The 18,857-nt window shown below is 58.4% G+C and carries 19 protein-coding genes; 13 read left to right on the forward strand and 6 right to left on the reverse strand.

Translation table 11 applies throughout. From position 1 onward, the window contains the following. Window positions 1-28 precede the first annotated feature (28 nt). From ACZ46D_RS11225 to ACZ46D_RS11255, 7 genes are all read left to right on the forward strand, one after another. Window positions 29-613, forward strand: a complete 585-nt coding sequence (locus ACZ46D_RS11225; RefSeq protein ID WP_464927524.1) for a shikimate kinase — start codon at window positions 29-31, stop codon at window positions 611-613. 177 nt (window positions 614-790) lie between these two features. Continuing rightward, the gene (gene aroC / locus ACZ46D_RS11230; RefSeq protein WP_464927525.1) at window positions 791-1,846 is read left to right on the forward strand and encodes a chorismate synthase; all 1,056 of its coding nucleotides are present in this window, start codon (window positions 791-793) and stop codon (window positions 1,844-1,846) included. 27 nt (window positions 1,847-1,873) lie between these two features. Then, window positions 1,874-2,122, forward strand: coding sequence for a hypothetical protein (locus ACZ46D_RS11235; protein ID WP_464927526.1), 249 nt, complete (start codon window positions 1,874-1,876; stop codon window positions 2,120-2,122). Between the two features lie 55 nt (window positions 2,123-2,177). Then, window positions 2,178-3,791, forward strand: coding sequence for a glycogen synthase (locus ACZ46D_RS11240; RefSeq protein WP_464927527.1), 1,614 nt, complete (start codon window positions 2,178-2,180; stop codon window positions 3,789-3,791). 199 nt (window positions 3,792-3,990) lie between these two features. Further along, on the forward strand, window positions 3,991-4,995 hold the full coding sequence (gene gap, locus ACZ46D_RS11245; RefSeq protein ID WP_464927528.1) for a type I glyceraldehyde-3-phosphate dehydrogenase: 1,005 nt from the start codon (window positions 3,991-3,993) through the stop codon (window positions 4,993-4,995). A 149-nt stretch (window positions 4,996-5,144) separates the two neighbouring features. After that, window positions 5,145-6,277, forward strand: a protein-coding gene (locus ACZ46D_RS11250) for an IS3 family transposase (RefSeq protein WP_464926980.1) whose coding sequence is annotated in 2 segments (ribosomal slippage) — window positions 5,145-5,397 and window positions 5,397-6,277 — 1,134 coding nt in all. Because the reading frame shifts where the segments join, the coding sequence is not laid out codon by codon here. 10 nt (window positions 6,278-6,287) lie between these two features. Continuing rightward, a complete protein-coding gene (locus ACZ46D_RS11255; RefSeq protein WP_464927529.1) occupies window positions 6,288-6,860 on the forward strand; it encodes a hypothetical protein in 573 nt (190 codons plus the stop codon). Window positions 6,861-7,217: 357 nt separating this feature from the next. Here the strand turns inward: ACZ46D_RS11255 and ACZ46D_RS11260 are convergent, their stop codons facing one another. Continuing rightward, the gene (locus tag ACZ46D_RS11260; protein ID WP_464927530.1) at window positions 7,218-7,763 is read right to left on the reverse strand and encodes a hypothetical protein; all 546 of its coding nucleotides are present in this window, start codon (window positions 7,761-7,763) and stop codon (window positions 7,218-7,220) included. Window positions 7,764-7,912: 149 nt separating this feature from the next. Between ACZ46D_RS11260 and ACZ46D_RS11265 the strand changes: the two genes are divergently transcribed. Next, window positions 7,913-12,184: a PEP/pyruvate-binding domain-containing protein gene (locus ACZ46D_RS11265; RefSeq protein WP_464927531.1), complete on the forward strand. Its 4,272-nt coding sequence runs from the start codon at window positions 7,913-7,915 to the stop codon at window positions 12,182-12,184. Here ACZ46D_RS11265 and ACZ46D_RS11270 read toward each other — a convergent pair. Continuing rightward, the gene (locus tag ACZ46D_RS11270) at window positions 12,181-12,582 is read right to left on the reverse strand and encodes a response regulator (RefSeq protein WP_464927532.1); all 402 of its coding nucleotides are present in this window, start codon (window positions 12,580-12,582) and stop codon (window positions 12,181-12,183) included. The genes ACZ46D_RS11265 and ACZ46D_RS11270 overlap by 4 nt on opposite strands. Window positions 12,583-12,744: 162 nt before the next feature. Here ACZ46D_RS11270 and ACZ46D_RS11275 point away from each other — a divergent pair, with 162 nt between their 5' ends. Continuing rightward, a complete protein-coding gene (locus ACZ46D_RS11275; protein ID WP_464927533.1) occupies window positions 12,745-13,362 on the forward strand; it encodes a pyrimidine dimer DNA glycosylase/endonuclease V in 618 nt (205 codons plus the stop codon). A gap of 2 nt (window positions 13,363-13,364) precedes the next feature. Here the strand turns inward: ACZ46D_RS11275 and ACZ46D_RS11280 are convergent, their stop codons facing one another. Continuing rightward, complete coding sequence (locus tag ACZ46D_RS11280) at window positions 13,365-14,213, reverse strand: MBL fold metallo-hydrolase (protein WP_464927534.1); 849 nt, start codon at window positions 14,211-14,213, stop codon at window positions 13,365-13,367. 156 nt (window positions 14,214-14,369) lie between these two features. Here ACZ46D_RS11280 and ACZ46D_RS11285 point away from each other — a divergent pair, with 156 nt between their 5' ends. The 4 genes from ACZ46D_RS11285 to ald all read left to right on the forward strand — a co-directional run bounded on the left by ACZ46D_RS11285 (window position 14,370) and on the right by ald (window position 17,566). Then, window positions 14,370-14,885: a 2-thiouracil desulfurase family protein gene (locus tag ACZ46D_RS11285; protein ID WP_464927535.1), complete on the forward strand. Its 516-nt coding sequence runs from the start codon at window positions 14,370-14,372 to the stop codon at window positions 14,883-14,885. Between the two features lie 65 nt (window positions 14,886-14,950). Beyond that, window positions 14,951-15,958: a protein kinase family protein gene (locus ACZ46D_RS11290; protein ID WP_464927536.1), complete on the forward strand. Its 1,008-nt coding sequence runs from the start codon at window positions 14,951-14,953 to the stop codon at window positions 15,956-15,958. Continuing rightward, entirely contained in the window at window positions 15,955-16,446 is a 492-nt protein-coding gene (locus ACZ46D_RS11295) for a universal stress protein (RefSeq protein WP_464927537.1), read from the forward strand. The genes ACZ46D_RS11290 and ACZ46D_RS11295 overlap by 4 nt, the downstream gene beginning before the upstream one ends. A 13-nt stretch (window positions 16,447-16,459) precedes the next feature. Next, window positions 16,460-17,566 (forward strand): alanine dehydrogenase, encoded by a 1,107-nt coding sequence (gene ald, locus ACZ46D_RS11300; RefSeq protein WP_464927538.1) that lies wholly within the window; start codon window positions 16,460-16,462, stop codon window positions 17,564-17,566. A gap of 13 nt (window positions 17,567-17,579) precedes the next feature. Here the strand turns inward: ald and ACZ46D_RS11305 are convergent, their stop codons facing one another. From ACZ46D_RS11305 to ACZ46D_RS11315, 3 genes are read right to left on the reverse strand one after another with little or no spacing between them, the layout of a single operon-like run. Continuing rightward, the gene (locus ACZ46D_RS11305; protein ID WP_464927539.1) at window positions 17,580-17,864 is read right to left on the reverse strand and encodes an Lrp/AsnC family transcriptional regulator; all 285 of its coding nucleotides are present in this window, start codon (window positions 17,862-17,864) and stop codon (window positions 17,580-17,582) included. A gap of 34 nt (window positions 17,865-17,898) precedes the next feature. Beyond that, complete coding sequence (locus ACZ46D_RS11310; RefSeq protein ID WP_464927540.1) at window positions 17,899-18,255, reverse strand: hypothetical protein; 357 nt, start codon at window positions 18,253-18,255, stop codon at window positions 17,899-17,901. Window positions 18,256-18,257: 2 nt separating this feature from the next. Further along, the gene (locus ACZ46D_RS11315; RefSeq protein WP_464927541.1) at window positions 18,258-18,857 is read right to left on the reverse strand and encodes a DUF2238 domain-containing protein; all 600 of its coding nucleotides are present in this window, start codon (window positions 18,855-18,857) and stop codon (window positions 18,258-18,260) included.

Raw genomic sequence — 18,857 nt, forward strand, 5'->3', positions numbered from 1 at the left:
CCCCCTCTCTTTCCCGTAAATTCTCTATATGTTTACACCACGGAGAAAAATAATCCTGACCGGCTACCGGGCCACCGGCAAAACTCTGGTGGGGTTGATGCTGGCCGAGCACCTGCACCTCGATTTCCTCGACATGGACGAGATGCTCGTGGCCAAGGCAGGGCAGTCCATCCGTCAGATCGTCGCCCAACAGGGGTGGGGGCAGTTTCGCCTTCTGGAACGCGACTTGCTGGCCGAACTGGTCTGCCGGAAGGACGTGGTCATTTCCACCGGCGGCGGGGCAATCCTCCATCAGGATATCTGGAACCTCTTACGGCAGACCGGCCTTACCGTCTGGCTCACCGCAGATATCGATACCATCTGCCGCCGACTATCAGAGGACGCCACCAGTACGAATCAGCGGCCAACGCTCACCGACTCGGACATCTATGTCGAGGTGGCCCAGGTACTGGCCGAGCGGGAGCCGCTCTATGAAAAAGGTTCGCACCTCACCGTGGACACCAGCAACAAGACCGCGGGCGAAATCGTGCATATTATTGAAAAGGCCCTGGGAGACGACGAATTTCTGCGCACCGTCGAAGCCTCGCTCCCCAAGGACCCCATATTTTGTTAGAAGGCGTAACTCCGAAATAAGCGATTACAGAGTGCCGCAGATGCGCGTGTCAATTGTCGGCAGAAGTGTCCGACAAAGAGGCCTGTCCGCCATACACCAGGTATGCGGGCAGGTCGATGACAAAGCAGATGCGGTGCGCTGTGACCGCTTAACCCCATATTTTGTTAGGTGCTGACAATGGCAGGAAATACCTTTGGCTCTGTTTTTCGCGTAACCACCTGGGGCGAATCCCACGGCACCGCCGTGGGCGCCACCCTGGACGGCTGCCCCCCCGGTCTGTCGCTCACCGCCCTGGATATCCAGGCGGAGCTTGACCGCAGGCGGCCCGGCAAAGGCGGCCCCGCCGCCAGCCCCAGAAAAGAACCGGATGTGGTGGAGATCCTCTCCGGCGTCTTTGAGGGGAAAACCACCGGCACCCCCATCTCCCTGGCCATCTTCAACAAAGATGCGCACAGCAAATCCTACGACACTCTCAAGGATATCTTCCGGCCTGGGCATGGCGACATCACCTATCTTGCCAAATACGGCCTCCGCGATCACCGGGGCGGCGGCCGGGCCTCGGCCCGGGAAACCGCAGGCAGGGTGGCGGCCGGGGCCGTGGCCAAAAAACTCCTCGGCCTGCACGGCATCACAGTTATTGCCTACACCGTGGCCCTGGGCGAGATCACCACCGCCAGGCGCCATCTGGCCGAAATCAACGACAACCCGCTGTTCTGCCCGGACAACGAGGCCGCAGCCCGCATGATCAGCCATATCGAGACGGTGCGCAGGGAAGGCGACACCCTGGGCGGCATCGTCGAGATTCTCGCCATCGGCTGCCCGGCGGGTCTAGGCGAACCGGTGTTTGAAAAACTCGATGCGGCCCTGGCCGGAGCGCTGATGTCCATCGGCGCGGTCAAGGGGGTGGAGATCGGCGCAGGCTTTGCTGCCGCCGCCATGCGGGGTTCCGAAAACAACGATGTCATCCTGCCCGATGGCTTTGCCACCAACAACGCAGGCGGAATCCTGGCCGGAATCTCCAACGGCGATGCCATCGTGGCCAGGGTCGCGGTTAAACCCATCCCCTCCATCAGCAAAGAGCAACAGACCATCAATCTGGCCCACGAGCCGGTCACGGTCAGCATCGGCGGTCGGCACGACATCTCCGCCATTCCCCGGATCATCCCGGTCTGCGAGGCCATGGTGGCCCTGACCCTGGCCGATCATCTGCTCCGGCAGAAGGCCATCGCCTGACCACAAAAGAAAAACAACGGAAAAGCCATGAAATATCTCTCCCTGCTTCTGAGTCTTTCCCTTGCTGTTTGCTGCACCAGTTGTGCGTCAAAAGATCAGGTGTATGCCGCTCTTTATGAGGCTGGCAATAGGCGTGAACGAATAATGCGTGAGCAAATGGAACAGCCGCCGGTTGATCTCACTGCGCAAGACCAGATATCCTATGATCGGTACAAAAAGGAAAGGGACACCTCTCTCACCAAAGAGCCTTTTCTCCCTACAGACCGCGGGCAATAATTGACCCTGCTTTTCCCCTCAACACACAAGCCCAACCATTCTGGCCGGAGAAGACATGGCTCCTGAGTCTCACCCTTACAAAAAAATCAACAACGTCTGGATGCTGACCCGCGAATACGACGGCCTGGCCGGGGCCGGCGGGGTTAAAGATGTGGCCCGGCAGCTGGCCGAGGCCCTGATGCGCTCGGGCCGCAAGGTCAGCGTGGTCCTGCCGCTTTACGGCTTCATGGACCCCACGCAGCTGGGCTTTACCTCCCTGGATCTCTCCTTTGAAATCGACCTGGACTATGCCGGGGAGCCGCGCCGGGAATATGTGCGGGTTTTTGCCAAAACGGAAAAACCAACGGCAAAAAAAGGGGCGCTGACCATCTATCTGATCGATGCCGCCCGCTATCTGGAAAAAAAGAGCGTCTACACCTATACTGCGGAAGACGAGGCCCTGGACCCTTTCCACCGCCAGGGTTCAGGCCATTTTGACTACTTCGCCATGAACGTCCTGCTGCAAAAAGCGGCTGCGGCCCTGATGATCCGCTTGGGCGAGCGGCCCGAGATCATCCACTGCCACGACGGTCACACCGCCATCCTCCCGGCCATCCTCCGCGAAACGGAAGGCTTTCGCCATTACTTTGCCAAAACCGGCTGCGTGGTAACCATCCACAACGCCGGGATCGGCTACCACCAGGAGGTGGGCGACCTGCCCTTTGCCGAGGCAATCACCGGGTTGCCCGGAGCGCTGATCACCAACAACCTGCTGGACGAAAAATTCGATCCCTTTCTCGCCGCCTCGCCCTATGCGGTCATGAACACGGTGAGCGAAAACTATGCCCGGGAGCTGCGGGAAACCGACGACGACGCGCTGACCGGCTTCCTCGGCCACCGGCTGCTGGCGCGGGGCGTGGTGCTCAAGGGCGTGACCAACGGCATCAACCCGGCGGACTTCGACCCGACCAAGCCGAAACCCCTGGGCCTTGCCGCTGCTTTCAACCCCGCCACCGGTGATCTGGCAGGCAAGGCAAAATGCCGCCAGAGTCTGCTCAAAGATCTGGCCCAACACCGCCTGAAAACGGTGCGCCAGACCGGCACCCTGGAAAACCGGCCGGGCAACCCGCTGTTCACCTTTGTCGGCCGCCTCTCCTCCCAAAAGGGGGTGGATAAGCTATTGGGCGCCCTGGAAACCCTGCTTCCCCAAGACCAAAACTTCCAGGTCCTGATCCAGGGCTCGGGGAGCAAGGAGATCGAGACGGCCCTGGCCGGGCTGGCCGCAAAGCCCAAAAACCGGGGGCGCATCTGCCTGTTACGCGGTTACGATCAGCAGCTTGCCAACCGCATCTACGCGGCAGGAGACTTCTTTCTCATCCCCTCCCGCTACGAGCCCTGCGGCCTTACCGACTACATCGCCCAACTCTTCGGCAACCTGCCCATCGTCCATCACATCGGCGGGTTGGTCAAGGTGAAGGACGGGGAAACCGGCTTTGCCTATCCGGAACACAAGTCCGCCGCCCTGATGGGCGCCATGCAGACAGCCCTACAAACCTTCCGCGCCAATCCCAAAAAAATCCAGACCATGCAGCAGGCCGCGGTCAGGACGATCCACGACACCTACACCTGGGATAAAGTGCTGGCCCATTATTTATCGCTTTATCGCGAGGCGCTTTCGCAGGTACAATAATTCCGCGCCTTCGGGAAAAACGACAGGAAAAAACTTTCCAGCTTGGAACCGGGAAGTTGGAAAAACCACGGACCGTAACTGTTCAGCAGTGCCGCAGATGCGCGAAAGATGCCTGCGAAGTGTGCTATTGCACATGAGCAGGCCGATGACAAAGCAGGTGCGGTGCTGCTGGGCAGTTACACACAGAAAGGAGACTGGCATGGCGATACGGATAGGCATCAACGGTTTTGGCCGCATCGGCCGCAACATTTTTCGAGCCATTGACAAAGATCCGCTCTTTGCCGATATCGAGGTCATTGCCATCAACGACCTGACCAACAACGCCACCCTGGCCCATCTGCTCAAGTACGACTCGATCATGGGCGTGTATGACAAAAGCGTGACACACAGCGAGGATGGCCTGGTCGTCAACGGTCGTCCGGTGAGGATCTTCAACCACCGCAACCCCGCCGAAATTCCCTGGGGCGAAGTGGGGGTCGAGTATGTGGTCGAATCCACCGGCCTCTTCACCGATGGAGATAAAGCAGCCATGCACCTTGAAGCCGGAGCCAAGAAGGTGGTGATCTCCGCCCCTGCCAAGGGCAAGGTCAAGACCATCGTCATGGGGGTCAACGAGGACGAATACGACCCCACCGAAGACCATATTATCTCCAACGCCTCCTGCACCACCAATTGCCTTGCGCCCATGGTCAAGGTCATTCTCGACCGCTTCGGCATCAAGACCGGCCTGATGACCACGATCCACTCCTACACCAATGACCAGTCCATTCTGGATTTCCCGCACAGCGACCTGCGGCGGGCCAGGGCTGCGGCGCTCTCCATGATCCCCACCAAAACCGGGGCCGCCGCCGCTGTCTCCCTGGTTATCCCCGAGCTGAAAGGCAAGTTCGACGGCCTGGCGGTCCGGGTACCCACCCCCAACGTTTCCTTGGTGGACGCGGTCATGGAGGTGGAAAGGGCGACCACGGTACCGGAGGTGAATCAGGCCCTGAAAGAAGCGGCCAACCGCTACCTGGGCTATTCCGAAGAACCCCTGGTCTCCATCGACTACCAGGGCAACCCGCACTCCTCGGTGGTGGATGCCATGTCCACCAAGGTGATCGGCACCTCGGTCAAGGTGTTGTCCTGGTACGACAACGAATGGGGCTACTCCAACCGGGTGCTGGATTTGATTTTGATGATGGAGAGCCAGAAGCCGCTGTAAAGGGCGTGCGTTCTGGATATCATGCCCGGATGGATGATATCCAAACCTGCGGAATAAATTGTTGAAGGGAAACCACTGACCTTGCCCCTAAAAACTGAGCCATTGCGAAGTTAGTGATTTCGGTCTAGAACCTCACCGAGGAGACGGACATGAAATCGAAACGATTCAGCGAAGAACAGATTATAAGCATACTGAAACAGGCCCAGGCGGGGATGAAAATCGTAGATCTCTGCCGTCAACACGGGATCAGCGATGTGACTTTTTACAACTGGCGCAGCAAGTATGGCGGGATGGAGGTTTCAGAGGCCAAACGGCTGAAGACGCTTGAAAAGGAAAACAAACAGCTCAAACAAATGCTTGCTGACGCAATGCTTGAAAACCGGGCGATCAAGGACGTTCTCTCAAAAAAGTGGTAACGCCTGTCGCTCGGCGGAACGTGGTGATCTATCTACAAGAGAACCATCAGTTCAGCGAACGACGGGCCTGCGATGTTGTCGGGTTGTGCCGGAGCAGTTGCCGGTACCAGGCGATACCCAAGAACGATGAAGAAATCAGGTCCCGCCTGCGAGAGCTGGCGGAACAGCGGCGCAAGTTTGGCGCTCCTCGTTTGCACACCATGTTGCTGCGGGAAGGCTATCAGATCAATCATAAGCGGACGGAACGGCTGTACCGGGAAGAAGGGCTCTCCCTTCGCTTAAAGAAGCGCAAGAAACGGACAAGCCATCTCCGGGTTGTCCTGGATCGTCCGGAACGGATCAATCAACACTGGTCCATGGATTTTGTTTCCGACAACCTTTTCAGTGGCCGCCGTTTTCGGGTATTGACTGTTGTCGATGACTTCAGCAGAGAATGTCCGGTTCTGGAGGCAGACCACTCGCTCACCGGGCAGCGAGTAAGCCGGGTGCTTGATCGTGTCGCCCTGACTCGCGGGTTGCCGGAGGTGATAACGGTGGATAACGGCCCGGAGTTTATCAGCAAAGCTCTTGATCTTTGGGCCTTTGAAAACAAGGTCAAGCTCAGGTTTATTCAGCCGGGGAAGCCGGTTCAGAACGCCTTTATCGAGAGCTTCAATGGGAAGTTCCGAGACGAATGCCTCAATGAGCATGTATTCGTCAGCCTGCACAAGGCCCAAGAAATAATTGAATTATGGCGAACGGATTATAATGTAAATCGGCCCCATAGCTCTCTGGACAACATGACCCCAGAAGAATTTTCAGCAGCCTTTAAACGGGCTCAAAAAGCCGAAATCGCTAATCGCAGACTGGAACAATCACAGGGGTAAGGTCACCACCATGGACCCAATCGTTTATCGGGGAATAGAACGCCTACTAATAGTCATCGGGGCAATATTCTTTGGCTATCTCGGTTACCGCCTATTTGAGAAGGGACTCACGGCAGGAGAAGGCAATCTCAAGTTTGAGTCCAAGGCCATGAAGATCCTTTTCTCCGGGACAGGCCCAGGCCTGTTTTTTATGGCTTTCGGCGCTATTGTCCTCATGGTTGCGATCGCAATAGGTGGTGTGTCTATCAAAGAAACAACCACATCGCCCGTCACTTCTGTTGTTCAGCCAACCTCTGCCGAACCAGAAAACTTAGAGGCTGCGAAGAAGAGGATCGCCGAGCTTACAGCTGAGATCACCAAACTTACAGCGGAAAAAGCCGTACTAGTCAGAAACCAGAGCAACGTAAATATGCGGATGAAACTTCCCCCAGACACAGCCACACCAACTCCATCCAATCCTAAGGTTACGCAAGAACGAGAAATTAAGTACAAAATTACGAAACCTCCCTCAACCGCAGCCACACCACCTCCAACCAATCCTAACGTTAGGCAAGAACGAGAAATTGAGTACGAAAAAAAGTGATTTCCTTCTAACTAGTCCGGGTTTTGTCCGATGCTGACCAAAAATATTCCCATGACCACACCCCGTCGGAACTGGAAACAGACGCGCTCAAGGCCAATCTCCTTGAAACCGCAGTCGGTAGGTCGGGTTTCGCTTTGCTCTACCCGACCTACCGACTGGATCTGATTTTGATGATAGAGAGCCAGAAACCCTTGTAAATACAGGGATCGGGACGGATCACAAGACGACGCATACTGACTGTCATGCCGGGAAAATGATAATAGCACCAAAAGAATACAATTACCTCTGTACAAAGTGTGGACATAACTGGACAAATTCTGGTAAACCCTAAATATCCTTGCTGCGGTTCAAAGCAGATTACATATTCCAAAACTGAAAGAGAGAATTAAACTTAAGGGAGGAAGTGAGAATGCCGAAGTCCAAGGTTACTGCAAAAGTTGCCCCAAAGAAGTCAGCAAAACCATCGCCCGCCAAAAAAGCAGCAGCCAAACCGAAAACTGCTGCAAGTGCCCCATCTAAAGCAAAAGCTCCCGCCAAGAAAGCCGCGGCCAAGCCTGCGGTAAAGGCCACAGCAAAGGTGGCGGCAGCCAAAAAACCGGCGGCCAAAGCAAAAACCGCTGCGAGTGCATCGTCTAAAGCAAAGGCTCCTGCTGCCAAGAAAGCCACGGCCAAGCCTGCGGCAAAAAAGGCTGCAGCAAAGGTTGTGGCAACCAAAAAACCGGCAACCAAGCCAAAAACCGCTGCGAGTGCCTCATCTAAAGCAAAGGCTCCCGTCAAGAAAGCCGCAGCCAAGCCTGCTCCAAAGGCTCCAGCAAAGGTTGCGGCAACCAAAAAACCGGCGGCCAAGCCTGGCGCAGCAAAAAAATCACCGGCGGCAAAGGCTGTAAAATCTATTTCTGCCAAACGTCCCGCCAAAAAGTAACAGGCCTCTTCGGAGCAGGTCGGGGCGCGTAGCCACCCCGACCTGCTCCGTCCTCGCCTCCTCGCATCACGCTTACAGTTCCCGTCTCGCCGTTTCGCTGCCGTAATCTTTTGAGTCCATCAGGATTGCCATGACCACCGAACACACCCCGCCGGAACTGGAATCGGACGCGCTCAAGGCCAATCTCCTTGAAACCGCGGTGGATTCGGTGACCATCGATGACTCGCTGCTCCCGCTCCTGGAGATCGTCAACAGCTACAAGGGGATAAGCAAAAACATCGAGACCCTGCTGTACGAGGTCAGCCACCCGTTCCGCAACTGGAAGATGATCCTGCCCCGGCTCCGCTCCTTTGTCCTCAAGAATATCGACCATTATTTTCGGCATGAGCAGGGGCCGGAGGCATTCACCCTCTTCTGCACCATCTTCTTGGGAGCGGTGGAGGATGCCCGAAAAAACGAACCGCTGCTGGCCACGGCCATGGAAAGCCTGTTGGCCTACCTGGACAAGCAGACCTCCCTGCTCACCCCCGACAGCCTGCTGCGCTACCAAAACGCCCTGGCCGAGTGTTTTGATCGGCTCCACGATCTGGACGACGAAATCCTCCTCTTTCTGGTCCAGGGCCACCATCCCCTGGGCAAGATCCTGACCCGGCTGCACGAGCTCTGCCTTGCGGCGCCAGGCTGTACCTCTGAGCCCAGCGCCGCCCGCCTCCTGCAACGGGCTCTGGCCCTCAACTACCATTACTGGCTGGGCGAAGAAGACCCCTTCACCTGGTTTACCGAGCAATGCGGGGATCTCTGCATGGGCTGGCGCTCCGGCACCCTGTTCAACGCCATTTCCCATCAAAAACTGGGCGAGCATCTGGCGGCAGCCACCCAGATTGATCCGACCGCCCCTGGCGCTTTGGGCGCGCTGCTTGCCCTGCCCAACCACATGGACATTGTCCGCCTCTACAAAGAGGCGCCGGACCGGCTCGGGGAGGAACTTCCCAGCGAAGACCTTGGGGTGGACCGCTTTGCCGAGAACCGCAAGCTGCTCTTCCTCTTTCGGATCATGGATACCGCCGGCCTGACCCTGATCCACGAGGAAACCCTGCGCGAGATCAACCGCAGCCTGGTCCAGCTCATCCGCCAGCAGACCTTTGAGGAAATCGAGCGCTTCCTGCTCACCACCCTCCAGCTCCTCAAGGCCAACGTCAAAAAATACCCACACACCTCGCTGCAGTGCATCCAGGTTCTGGGCTCCGAGGTGTTCCAGCGCGGCAACAGCCGGCTGGTGGAAACCTTCCTCTTTGAAACCGTGCGCTTCGGCTTTCAGTACGCCAATTTTCAGGGGCTCAACGACGACTGGCAGCCCATCACCAACCCGGCCCATCTGGACAATATCCGGGTCTGGCTCAGCCTGATCATGCAGGAGCCCAAATGGTGCTCCACCCTGTTTTCCGCCCTGATCATCAATCTCAAGCTCTCGGGCACCTGCGTCAAGGATACCGATCTCTTCCAGCGCGACATCACCCAGCTTTTGAACCACCCCATCGAGCCCATCTACAACCTGGCCAAACAATTCGCCAAGTTGATGCCGGTTTTCTTCAATGAAATCGGGGCAGAAGGGCAGCTCCGCGATGTCTCCACCGAACTGGACGAGATGCACCGCCGCAAGGACCGGCTCATCCATTTCCTGCGCAAGCAGAGCCATGTGGAATCGAGCAACCTGATTGTCGATTTCATCGAGGCGATCTTTAAGTTCTGGCAGACCCTGGACAAATCGACCCTGGCAGGCTATCTGCCCGAGGAGGTACTCCGGGAGGTGACGACCCAGGGGGTGTTTGTCGACGACCTCCACACCCTGATGGACCGGGCGCTGAGCCATGATGGCCCCATCCGAAAGATCGAAGAGCTGCTGACCTGGGATGACCGCCGCCGCGACACCTGGCTGGCCGCCCAACACGATCTTAAGCCGGAAGAGGTCCGGCGTTTCACCCTCATGATCGAGATGTACCAGCTCTGCCACCAGAAGTACAACCTGGGGGTGGAGGAGATCCGGCACCAGCTGCATCTTGCCGCCAACAGCGGCTTTCCGGAAATGGAGCAACTGGTGGGCGATCTGGAGATCTGCGACCCCTTCCAATGCCTGGAAGCCCTGCTCGACACCCTGGAGCAGCTCAAGGAAACCATCCAAAGCCCGGAGGCCTTCGAGGCCAAGGAGGATATTTATTACAAACGGCACATCGCCGTGGACATCCCCTCGGTCTATGGCCGCTACCGGGAGAAGAAATTCGACGCCCTGGGCCTCACCTTCCGCTTGGAGAATCTGGCCAACGTCTATCTGGAAAAGCTGCCCGAGACCGTCAACCTCGCCTTCATCACCCGAGCCACCTTTATCCGGATCATGAAATGCCTGCGCCTCTACCTGCGGGCCCTGAAGATCGACGGCATCACCAGTCGCCGGCTGGAAACCTACATGTCGCTGCTGGTCAGCTCGTTTAACATCAAACGCTTCTCCTACACCCAGTACCTCGACATCTTCCGGGGCTTCACCGAGGGGGTGAAGGACATCATCTACACCTATTACACCAACATCCACGAAAACAACCTCTCCATCATCATCCCCAAGATCGGCGAGGCCAACCTGCTGCCCAAACACCGCTCGCTCTGGGAGCCCGACGATCTGCCCGGCAACATCCTCAGGCTTTCGGAAACCTTCATGCGGGACCTGATCGCCACCACCTTCGGCCTCCAGCATCTGGACAATTTCATCACCCGCATCTACCAGACCCTGGAGCACCAGAAGGAGATCTTAAGCGAGGAACATCTCGACCTGTTGATGACCTATAACCCGGACCGGGCCATCAGCAGCCTGCACCTCAAAAACCACCGCACCAACAACCTGATTTTGTTGGGCAACAAAGGCTTCAACCTGACCGTCCTGGCCACGGACAACAAGCCCGTGCCGCCCGGCTTTATCATCACCACGGAGATTTTCCGCTGCTGGCCGGTGATCAAGGATTTCTACAAGGCCCGCGACGAGTTCATGGGCCGGATCAAAAAAGCCCTGGCCGAGCTGGAAAAAAAGACCAGCCGGAGCTTCGGCGATCCGGCCAACCCGCTGCTCCTTTCCGTACGCAGCGGGGCAGCGATCTCCATGCCGGGGATGATGGCCACCATCCACAACGTGGGGCTCAACGAGGAGATCAGCCAGGGCTTTGCCAAATCCTCGGGCGAGGGTTACCCGCCCTCCTGCCAGATCGACTATCTGGCCTGGGACAACTACCGCCGCTTTCTCCAGTCCTGGGCCATGGCCGAGGGCATGGACCGCGAGGTGTTCCAGGGGTTGATGAACGAGGCCAAGACCCGTTCCGGCATCGCGGTGAAAAAGGATTTTTCCGCTCCCCAGATGCGGGAGCTGGCCCTGGAATATCAAAGGGAAATCCGCCGGCAGGGGATCGGCATTCCCATCGATCCGTGGCAGCAGCTCACCGGCGCGGTGGAACTGGTGCTCAACTCGTGGTATACGCAAAAAACCCAGGAATACCGGAGCTTGATGGATGTTTCCGAGGCGTGGGGTACGGCGGTCATCGTCCAGGCCATGGTCTACGGCAATCTGGGGCCGGAATCGGGCAGCGGCGTGCTCTTCACCGCCCACCCCTACCGCAAGGTGAGCCGGGTGGCCCTGTGGGGCGATTATGCCACCGGCGACCAGGGCGAGGACATCGTGAGCGGCCTGGTCAATACCCAGCCCATCTCGGTGGAACAGGCGGAGCTGGACGGCCGCCCCGAAGAAAACAGCCTGGAGAGGCGGTTTCCCAGGGTGTACGAACGGCTGCTCGCCATTTCCCGGGAACTGGTCTATGAAAAGCGGTGGAACCCCCAGGAAATCGAGTTCACCTTTGAGGGGGCGGAGGAAGAGAACCTGTTTCTGCTCCAGACCAGGGACATGATCACCATCAAGAAGCGGGAAAAATTTGCGGTCTTCGCCGAGGGCAAGGCTCTCGATAAAGCCATGCTCGGCATCGGCATCGGCGTTTCCGGCAGCGCCCTCTCGGGACGTGCCGTGTTCACCGCGGCCAATATCCGCCAGCTCAAGGAGGAAGATCCCGCCACCCCGCTCATCCTCATCCGCCAGGACACCGTGCCCGAGGATATCAAGGAGATCGCCATGGCCGAGGGGCTGCTCACCGCACGCGGCGGTCAGACCTCCCATGCGGCGGTGGTCACCATCCGGCTGGAAAAAACCTGTGTCGTGGGCTGCAACGCCCTGAAGGTGTACGAGGCGGAAGAGCGTTGCGAGATCAATGGCCGCGAGATCCGTTTCGGCGATGCCATCAGCATTGACGGGCGCAAGGGCTTGTTTTTGCAGGGCACCCATCCCGTCCGGGAAGAGGTGCAGATCCTGCCGCTCTAGGAAACTACTTTGACTTTTTTATGCTTCTGGTGATACCCAACCACGGTCGCAGCCAGGGTTTTTGCCTGAAAGGGCTTGAGCACATAGCCCTGGATACCGAGCTTGACGCAGGCCACGATATCCTGTTTGTCGGTAACCGAACTGACCATGATCACCGTGGTGGTCGTGTCTTTCAAGGTCTGCCGGATGGCTTTCAGGGCGGTAAAACCATTCATGTGCGGCATCAGGATATCCATCAAAAGAATATCGGGCTGCCATTCCTTGAAGGTCGCCAGGGCCTGCTCCCCATCGCTGACCACCCGGGTTTCAAACTGTTCCCCGTCCCGAAAGGCTATCTTGAGAAGCTGACGGGTTACCTCTTCGTCTTCGGCAATCAGAATTTTCAGTTTTTCAGCCATGTTCCTACCACTCCAGCAATCGATACCTGTTGTAAAGAGAGCCGGTGTGTTACCCTCTTTTTTGGGGATCAACAAGGAAAAACTTTCTGAATTTATGCCCTGTTTTTTCGCAAAGGCAAGCCGAATTGTCTGCGCCAGCCAAAATACCAGCCGGAGCACCGCATGCGGGTTTGGGACATTCACCCCGGATTTCTCAACAGACAGAGCCTGTTGGGCGAACACCGGGAAATCCATGCCATCCACACCGTTATCAGCCAAGGGAAAAAGGGGTATTCCCGTCACCCGGAAACCCTCCGCTGGCAGGATCACCTTGGAGCCTTATGGCTTCGGCACCAACAGGTGGTTGCGGAGATGCGGGTGCGCGGCTTCAATCATTTCAGTCCGCTTCCCGCCCCCCTGGCGGAAATCATCTGGCCCAGTGTGTTCATCGATGCGCCGGGCCGCCAATTTGAACTGCTTGCGGGAAAATACGCCACAAAAGAGCCGGGGAGGATTCCCTTACCAGCCAACGCGGGCGAACTCCTGCGCAGCCACGCCCTTTCGCTGATCAGCCGCGAATGTGTGGTTACCAAAGCAAAACCCGCGAATTTTAACACCCTGGCCGCAGCCCTGGTCCAGCTGCTCCGTCAGCCGCCAACCGATACCGGGAGGGACGAGGTGCTGGCAATGTTGGGGGTAACCCGCCGAGACGACGCCGACCTGCTGCTCGCCTTTGTCCGACAAGAGGCCGAGCGCCGGAGCCAAGCCACCGTGTTGAGCGACTTGCTCCTTTGGCCGTAATTTTATTCCGCACAAAAGGCCTCGCGCACCGCGCCATCCCCATCGAGCTTGCAGGCCAGGATTTGCGGGTCATGATAGAAAAGAAACCAGGCATCCTTGGCGAGCGCTTGGCCCAGAAATTGTTCCTTGGCCTCGATGGAATCCAGGGGAAAGTTGTCGTAGGCCGTGATCCAGAGCGGGTTGCTGTTGCAGGGCATGGGCAGCAGATCGCCCAGATGCAGACCGATTTGCCCTCCTGATTCGAGCCAGACCGCCTGATGCCCCCTGGTATGACCGCCGGTCCGCTCCAACCGCACCCCCGGCATAATTTCCTCCTCCCCCTCGACCAGATGCAGGTTTTCCCCCTCAACCAACCCCGTAAAGTTTTCCGGCCAGTAGGCGCTGGCCGAGCGAATGTTTGGGGCCAGCACATCCTCCCACTCCTGACGCTGGATGTAGTGCCTGGCCGCGGGAAAGGTCAGCTCCAGACCGCCGCTGTCGTTCAGCATGGTGACCCCTCCGGCATGGTCGAAGTCGCCGTGGGTGAGGATGACATGGCTGATGGACTCGCGGCAGAGCCCGAGCCGGGCCAGGCCGGCCACAAGATCCCATTCGGCACGCACCCGGAAGATCCCCTTCTGCTTGGCCGTCAGCTTGTTGCCCAGGCCGGTCTCGATGAGCACATTGGCCTGGCCCGTTTGCACCAGCATGGGCGAATTTGCCAGTCGCACGTAATTGTCCGGGGTGGAGGCGCACTTTTTCTCCCAGAGCACCCGGGGGACCACGCCGAACATGGAGCCGCCGTCGATCTCGAACACCCCGCCTTGCAGCCAATGGATGGTAAAAGCACCAAGTCTGAATCCCTGAGACATCTTTTGTTCTCCTTATTTTTTTATTGAAATCGCAGACTTCGAAAAACGCGATTTCAACGGTTGCGACTGTATAGCGTGTTGCTTTTTGTTACGGACCTGTGGGTTTCCAGGCTATTTCTCAATAGCGACTCGTTTTTTTCATGCTACAATACCTCCATGGACACCCCAATCACAATCGGAATCAGCGCCTGCCTTTTCGGCCAAAATACCCGTTACGACGGCGGCCACCGGCTTGAGCCCATGCTCGTCAAGGCCTTGGGGCAATCCGTCGCCCTGGTGCCGCTCTGCCCGGAGGCGGAATGCGGCCTGGGCATCCCCCGCGAACCCATGCAGCTGGAAGGAGATCCGGAAAACCCGAGGCTGGTCACCGTCACCACCCGCCGCGACCTTACCGCACCAATGCAGGCCTGGGCCGCCCGACGGCTGAATGCGCTCGTAGCCGAGGGCATCGCCGGCCTGGTCCTCAAGGCCCGCTCCCCCTCCTGCGGCAAACGGGTTGCGGTGCACGGGGAAGGCGAGGAAAAAACCGCATCCAGCCCCGGCCTCTTTGCCGGTCTGGTCATGGAGCGCCTGCCCACCCTGCCCATTGCCGACGAGGAGGAGTTGCGCGACCCGGCCCGGCTGGCGGATTTTCTCGCCCGTCTGCCCGGGAGAGCAGCCCCATCCCGCTGATCGGGGCAAGACTGGAAAAGTTGCCTTTTCCCCCCTGTTTGATGCTACCATAAGCCAGGAGGATCATGCTGATGGTGCAACCTGCCAAAACCCTGCAAGAAGCTGCGGTCCGCGAGCTCATCGCCGGACATGCCGGACCGGCCCGGGTGCCGAAACGCTTCAAGATCATTACCGACACCAGCGACTTCTTCAGAGTGGAGTACAACGACGTGGTGGTTCTCGGCGGGGTTCCTTACTGGGTCCACCGCTGTGAAAAGGAAGGCCGCTTCGGCATCGACGACGAACCAAAATATTGGGTCCGCAGGGCCGTCGAGCTGACCACCGGCGCCACCAAAATTCTCAAACTCGTCTTCCACGAGCAGTTTGAGACCATGGTGGGGGAGGTGACGATCACCTGCTTCCGCAGCCCGAAAAAAGAGGCGCGGATTCTCGATCTGGTTGCAGGACACAAAAATTTCATGCACGGCCACTGGGTTCTCGACGCGGCAGGCAACAATGTCCGCATTCTGGAATTCATCCACGGCCCGCGTTTTGATGACGTGGTGACGGGCTACGGCACCGACCATTACGATTACTTTCACCGCTACTTCCCGCAGGTTCTGGATCAATATCTCGAATTGGTACTGGCCATCAAGTTCCTGCACGACCACGGCGAAAAGCATGGCGACATCCGGCGTGACCATATCCTCTGGGACGTAGACACCCAGACAAACCGCTGGATCGATTTCGACTACAATTACCAGCAGGGAGAAGCCCTGTTCGGCTTCGACATGCAGGGGCTGGGCAACATCCTCATCTTTGTGGCCGGCCGCGGCGACGTGCTGGTGCCTGATCTCTACCACAACCAGCGGGAAATCTTCGACACCCTCTGGGGCGAGGATCTGAGCATCGCCTACAAAAACCGGGTGGCCAACCTCAAGAAGATCTATCCCTATATTCCTGACTCATTAAACCAGGCGCTGCTCCATTTTTCCGTCGGCGCGAACATCTTTTACGAAACCACCGACCAGCTGCTGGACGACCTGGCCAGGGCTCGGGCGGACATGGTTTCGCTCACAGGGAGGCAGGCATGAACGAACACGACTTCGGCGATCTTGCTCGCAGGGACACGGAACGCCATCTGCTGGCGGCGGTGGACGAATCCGACAACTCCAAACGGGCGGTGATGTTTCTGGCTGATTTTTTCAGTGATTCCCAGAATATTTTTGTCACCTTGCTCTCCATCATTCCCGAGCCTTCCGAGGATTTCTTTCCCAACGAGGCCGAGCGCCGGGCCTGGTTGCAGGCAAAAGAAGCCGGGATGCAAAAACACCTGACCGGGTACAAGGAAATCCTCCTTGGCGCGGGCTTTCCGGATGCCAGGATCGCGACCCGCCTCTCCATTCGGCCCAGCACCATCTCCGTGGGCGATGCCATTCTGGAGGAGCAGGGAAAGCTGCGCTGCTGCATCGTAGTGGTGGGACGCCGGGGCATCTCCCATAGCGAGGAGTTTGTTTTCGGTTCCACCTCCAGCAAGATTCTGCATCATGCCAAACACTGCGCCGTAATGGTGGTGGAATAAGGAGAATCCGGAAATGATCATCGGCGTACCAAGGGAGATCAAGGAAAAGGAGTTCCGGGTGGGGATCGTGCCCTCCGGGGTCAAGGCCCTGGTGCAGGGTGGGCATACGGTGCTGGTCGAGCAGGGGGCGGGACTGGGCAGCGGCATTGACGATGCCGGATACAGGGCAGTTGGGGCCATAATCACCGCTACCGCCGCCGAGGTCTGGGCCCAGGCCGATCTGGTCATGAAGGTCAAGGAGCCGCTGGTGCCGGAATATCGGCGGCTACGGCCGGGTCTGATCCTCTACACCTATCTCCACCTGGCCCCGTTGCCGGAGCTGACCCAGGTGCTGCTCGACGCCCAGGTAAGCGGGGTGGCCTACGAGACGGTGCAGCTCGACAACGGCTTTTTGCCGCTTCTGGCACCGATGAGCCAGGTGGCAGGCCGCATGGCCATCCAGGTGGGGGCGCATTTTCTGGAAAAGGAGGCGGGCGGGCGCGGGGTGCTGTTGGCCGGGGTGCCCGGCGTGGCGCCGGGGCATGTGACCATTCTGGGGAGCGGCACCGTGGCGGTCAATGCGGCGCAGATGGCGGTGGGACTTGGCGCGGAGGTTACCATGCTGGGCCGCAACCTGCCCAAGCTCGCGGAACTCGACGCCCTCTTCCGGGGCAGGGTGACAACCCTGGCCATCAACCAACATACCATCGAGGAGGAGCTTACCCGGGCCGACCTGGTGGTGGGGGCGGTGCTGGTGCCGGGCGCCCGGGCGCCGAGATTGATCAGCCGGGAGATGCTTTCCCTGATGCCAAAGGGCGCGGTGATTGTGGACGTGGCCATCGACCAGGGCGGCTGCGCCGAGACCTCCCGGCCAACCTTTCACTCCGACCCGGTCTACGAGGTGGATGGCATCCTCCATTACTGCGTGGCCAACATGCCCGGCGCCGTGCCGCGCACCTCCACCTTTGCCCTGACCAACGCCACCCTGCCCTTTGCCCTGGCCATGGCGAACAAGGGCTTTGCCATGGCGGCCAAGGAAGATATGGCTCTTTGCCGGGGAATAACCACCCATCAAGGCGCACTCACCAACCGGCTGGTGGCCGAGGCGCAAGGCCGGGCTTGGCAACCACCGCAACTCTAAGCAAGACGCGGGATCAGGCGCCGTCCATGCCTATGGAAAACATGCTCTCCAGGGCATGACGGGAGTACGTCTGGAGAGCGAGCATGGTTTCGGTCTTTTGGATGGCGTCCAGTTTCTGCATCTGCTGGGTGACCAGGTCCGAGAGCTTTTCGTTGCTCGCCACCCGGGCAATGGCGACCAGATCATGGCTGCCGCTGACAGAATACACCTCGGAAATGCCCTGCATGTCGGCGAGCTTTTCCGCGACTTCGTTAATCTTTCCCCGTTCAACATTCATCACAATAATAGCTGTAACCATTTCCGTTCCTCTTTTTGCATTCATTGATCAGCGCTTACCAGAGACGAAAAATCTTTTTCCCGTCTTGCAATGCGCCGCGCACCTTTTCCATGTGACGCAGGGCGGCCATCTCCCGCTGGATATCCGCAGGCGCGGTTCCCAACCGTTCGGACAAAAGTGCGATGTCAGCCCCACCCGTTTGCTCCAGGATGAGGAGAATCTTGGCCTGCTCCGCACTCACGGCGGCGTTGCCATCGCTGTCCTTGCAATGCTGGGCGCTGCGCACCGCCCATGGGTCGCAGGTCCGGGCCGGGGAAAAAGCATCCATATAACAATCCTCACAGAGCGCCTGATCGTGAAACATCTCTTCTTCCCCAGGCGCCATCGCTTGATGGCAACGATCGCAGTTCATTCCTACCTCCGCAGCTTCACCAGCTGGTGGTCATGCACTTTTCCCAACAGAAGCAGGGCCAGGATGGCGCCCAACAGGGCGAACCCCATATCCGACTGGGTGTCCCAGACATAGCCCTGGGTGGCAAGAAAGGCGTCGGCCGCCGTGCCGGAAAGTGCTGCCACCCCCCATTCCAACAGCTCGTAAAAGGCACTGATCGCCAGACAGACGGAGACCACCAGAAAGTTGAGCCACCCGCGCCCGTTGACCACACCCTTGCGGAGCAGGATCTCTCGGGTCACCATGGCCGGGATAAAGCCCTGGGCAAAGTGGCCCACCTTATCGTAGTTGTTGCGCGACCAGCCCAACAACTCCTTGAGCCAGTTGAAAAAGGGCTCCTCCGCGTAGGTATAGTGGCCGCCCTGCATCAGGATCAGGCTATGAACCAGGATAAGGATATAGACCAGGGGGGTCAAGGGAAAGCGGCAGCGGGTGGCTAGGAGCACTCCAGCCCCGATCAGGGCGGGCAGCACCTCCAGAAGCCAGGTGTAGAAATCTTTTGGCGCAATGCCGGACCAAACCAGCACCGCCAGGTAGATACCCCCCCAAAGCAGCGGACCCAT

The sequence above is a fragment of the Thiovibrio sp. Mzg5 genome, from assembly GCF_055379285.1.

Coding starts and splice junctions, on each gene's coding strand:
- ACZ46D_RS11280 (WP_464927534.1), bottom strand. CDS start 14,213: ATGTCTCAGGGATTCAGACTTGGTGCTTTTACCATCCATTGGCTGCAA.
- ACZ46D_RS11275 (WP_464927533.1), top strand. CDS start 12,745: ATGCGGGTTTGGGACATTCACCCCGGATTTCTCAACAGACAGAGCCTG.
- ACZ46D_RS11255 (WP_464927529.1), top strand. CDS start 6,288: ATGGACCCAATCGTTTATCGGGGAATAGAACGCCTACTAATAGTCATC.
- ACZ46D_RS11295 (WP_464927537.1), top strand. CDS start 15,955: ATGAACGAACACGACTTCGGCGATCTTGCTCGCAGGGACACGGAACGC.
- aroC (WP_464927525.1), top strand. CDS start 791: ATGGCAGGAAATACCTTTGGCTCTGTTTTTCGCGTAACCACCTGGGGC.
- ACZ46D_RS11265 (WP_464927531.1), top strand. CDS start 7,913: ATGACCACCGAACACACCCCGCCGGAACTGGAATCGGACGCGCTCAAG.
- ACZ46D_RS11305 (WP_464927539.1), bottom strand. CDS start 17,864: ATGGTTACAGCTATTATTGTGATGAATGTTGAACGGGGAAAGATTAAC.
- ACZ46D_RS11270 (WP_464927532.1), bottom strand. CDS start 12,582: ATGGCTGAAAAACTGAAAATTCTGATTGCCGAAGACGAAGAGGTAACC.
- ACZ46D_RS11240 (WP_464927527.1), top strand. CDS start 2,178: ATGGCTCCTGAGTCTCACCCTTACAAAAAAATCAACAACGTCTGGATG.
- ACZ46D_RS11225 (WP_464927524.1), top strand. CDS start 29: ATGTTTACACCACGGAGAAAAATAATCCTGACCGGCTACCGGGCCACC.
- ACZ46D_RS11290 (WP_464927536.1), top strand. CDS start 14,951: ATGCTGATGGTGCAACCTGCCAAAACCCTGCAAGAAGCTGCGGTCCGC.
- ald (WP_464927538.1), top strand. CDS start 16,460: ATGATCATCGGCGTACCAAGGGAGATCAAGGAAAAGGAGTTCCGGGTG.
- ACZ46D_RS11285 (WP_464927535.1), top strand. CDS start 14,370: ATGGACACCCCAATCACAATCGGAATCAGCGCCTGCCTTTTCGGCCAA.
- gap (WP_464927528.1), top strand. CDS start 3,991: ATGGCGATACGGATAGGCATCAACGGTTTTGGCCGCATCGGCCGCAAC.
- ACZ46D_RS11315 (WP_464927541.1), bottom strand. CDS start 18,857: ATGGGTCCGCTGCTTTGGGGGGGTATCTACCTGGCGGTGCTGGTTTGG.
- ACZ46D_RS11310 (WP_464927540.1), bottom strand. CDS start 18,255: ATGAACTGCGATCGTTGCCATCAAGCGATGGCGCCTGGGGAAGAAGAG.
- ACZ46D_RS11235 (WP_464927526.1), top strand. CDS start 1,874: ATGAAATATCTCTCCCTGCTTCTGAGTCTTTCCCTTGCTGTTTGCTGC.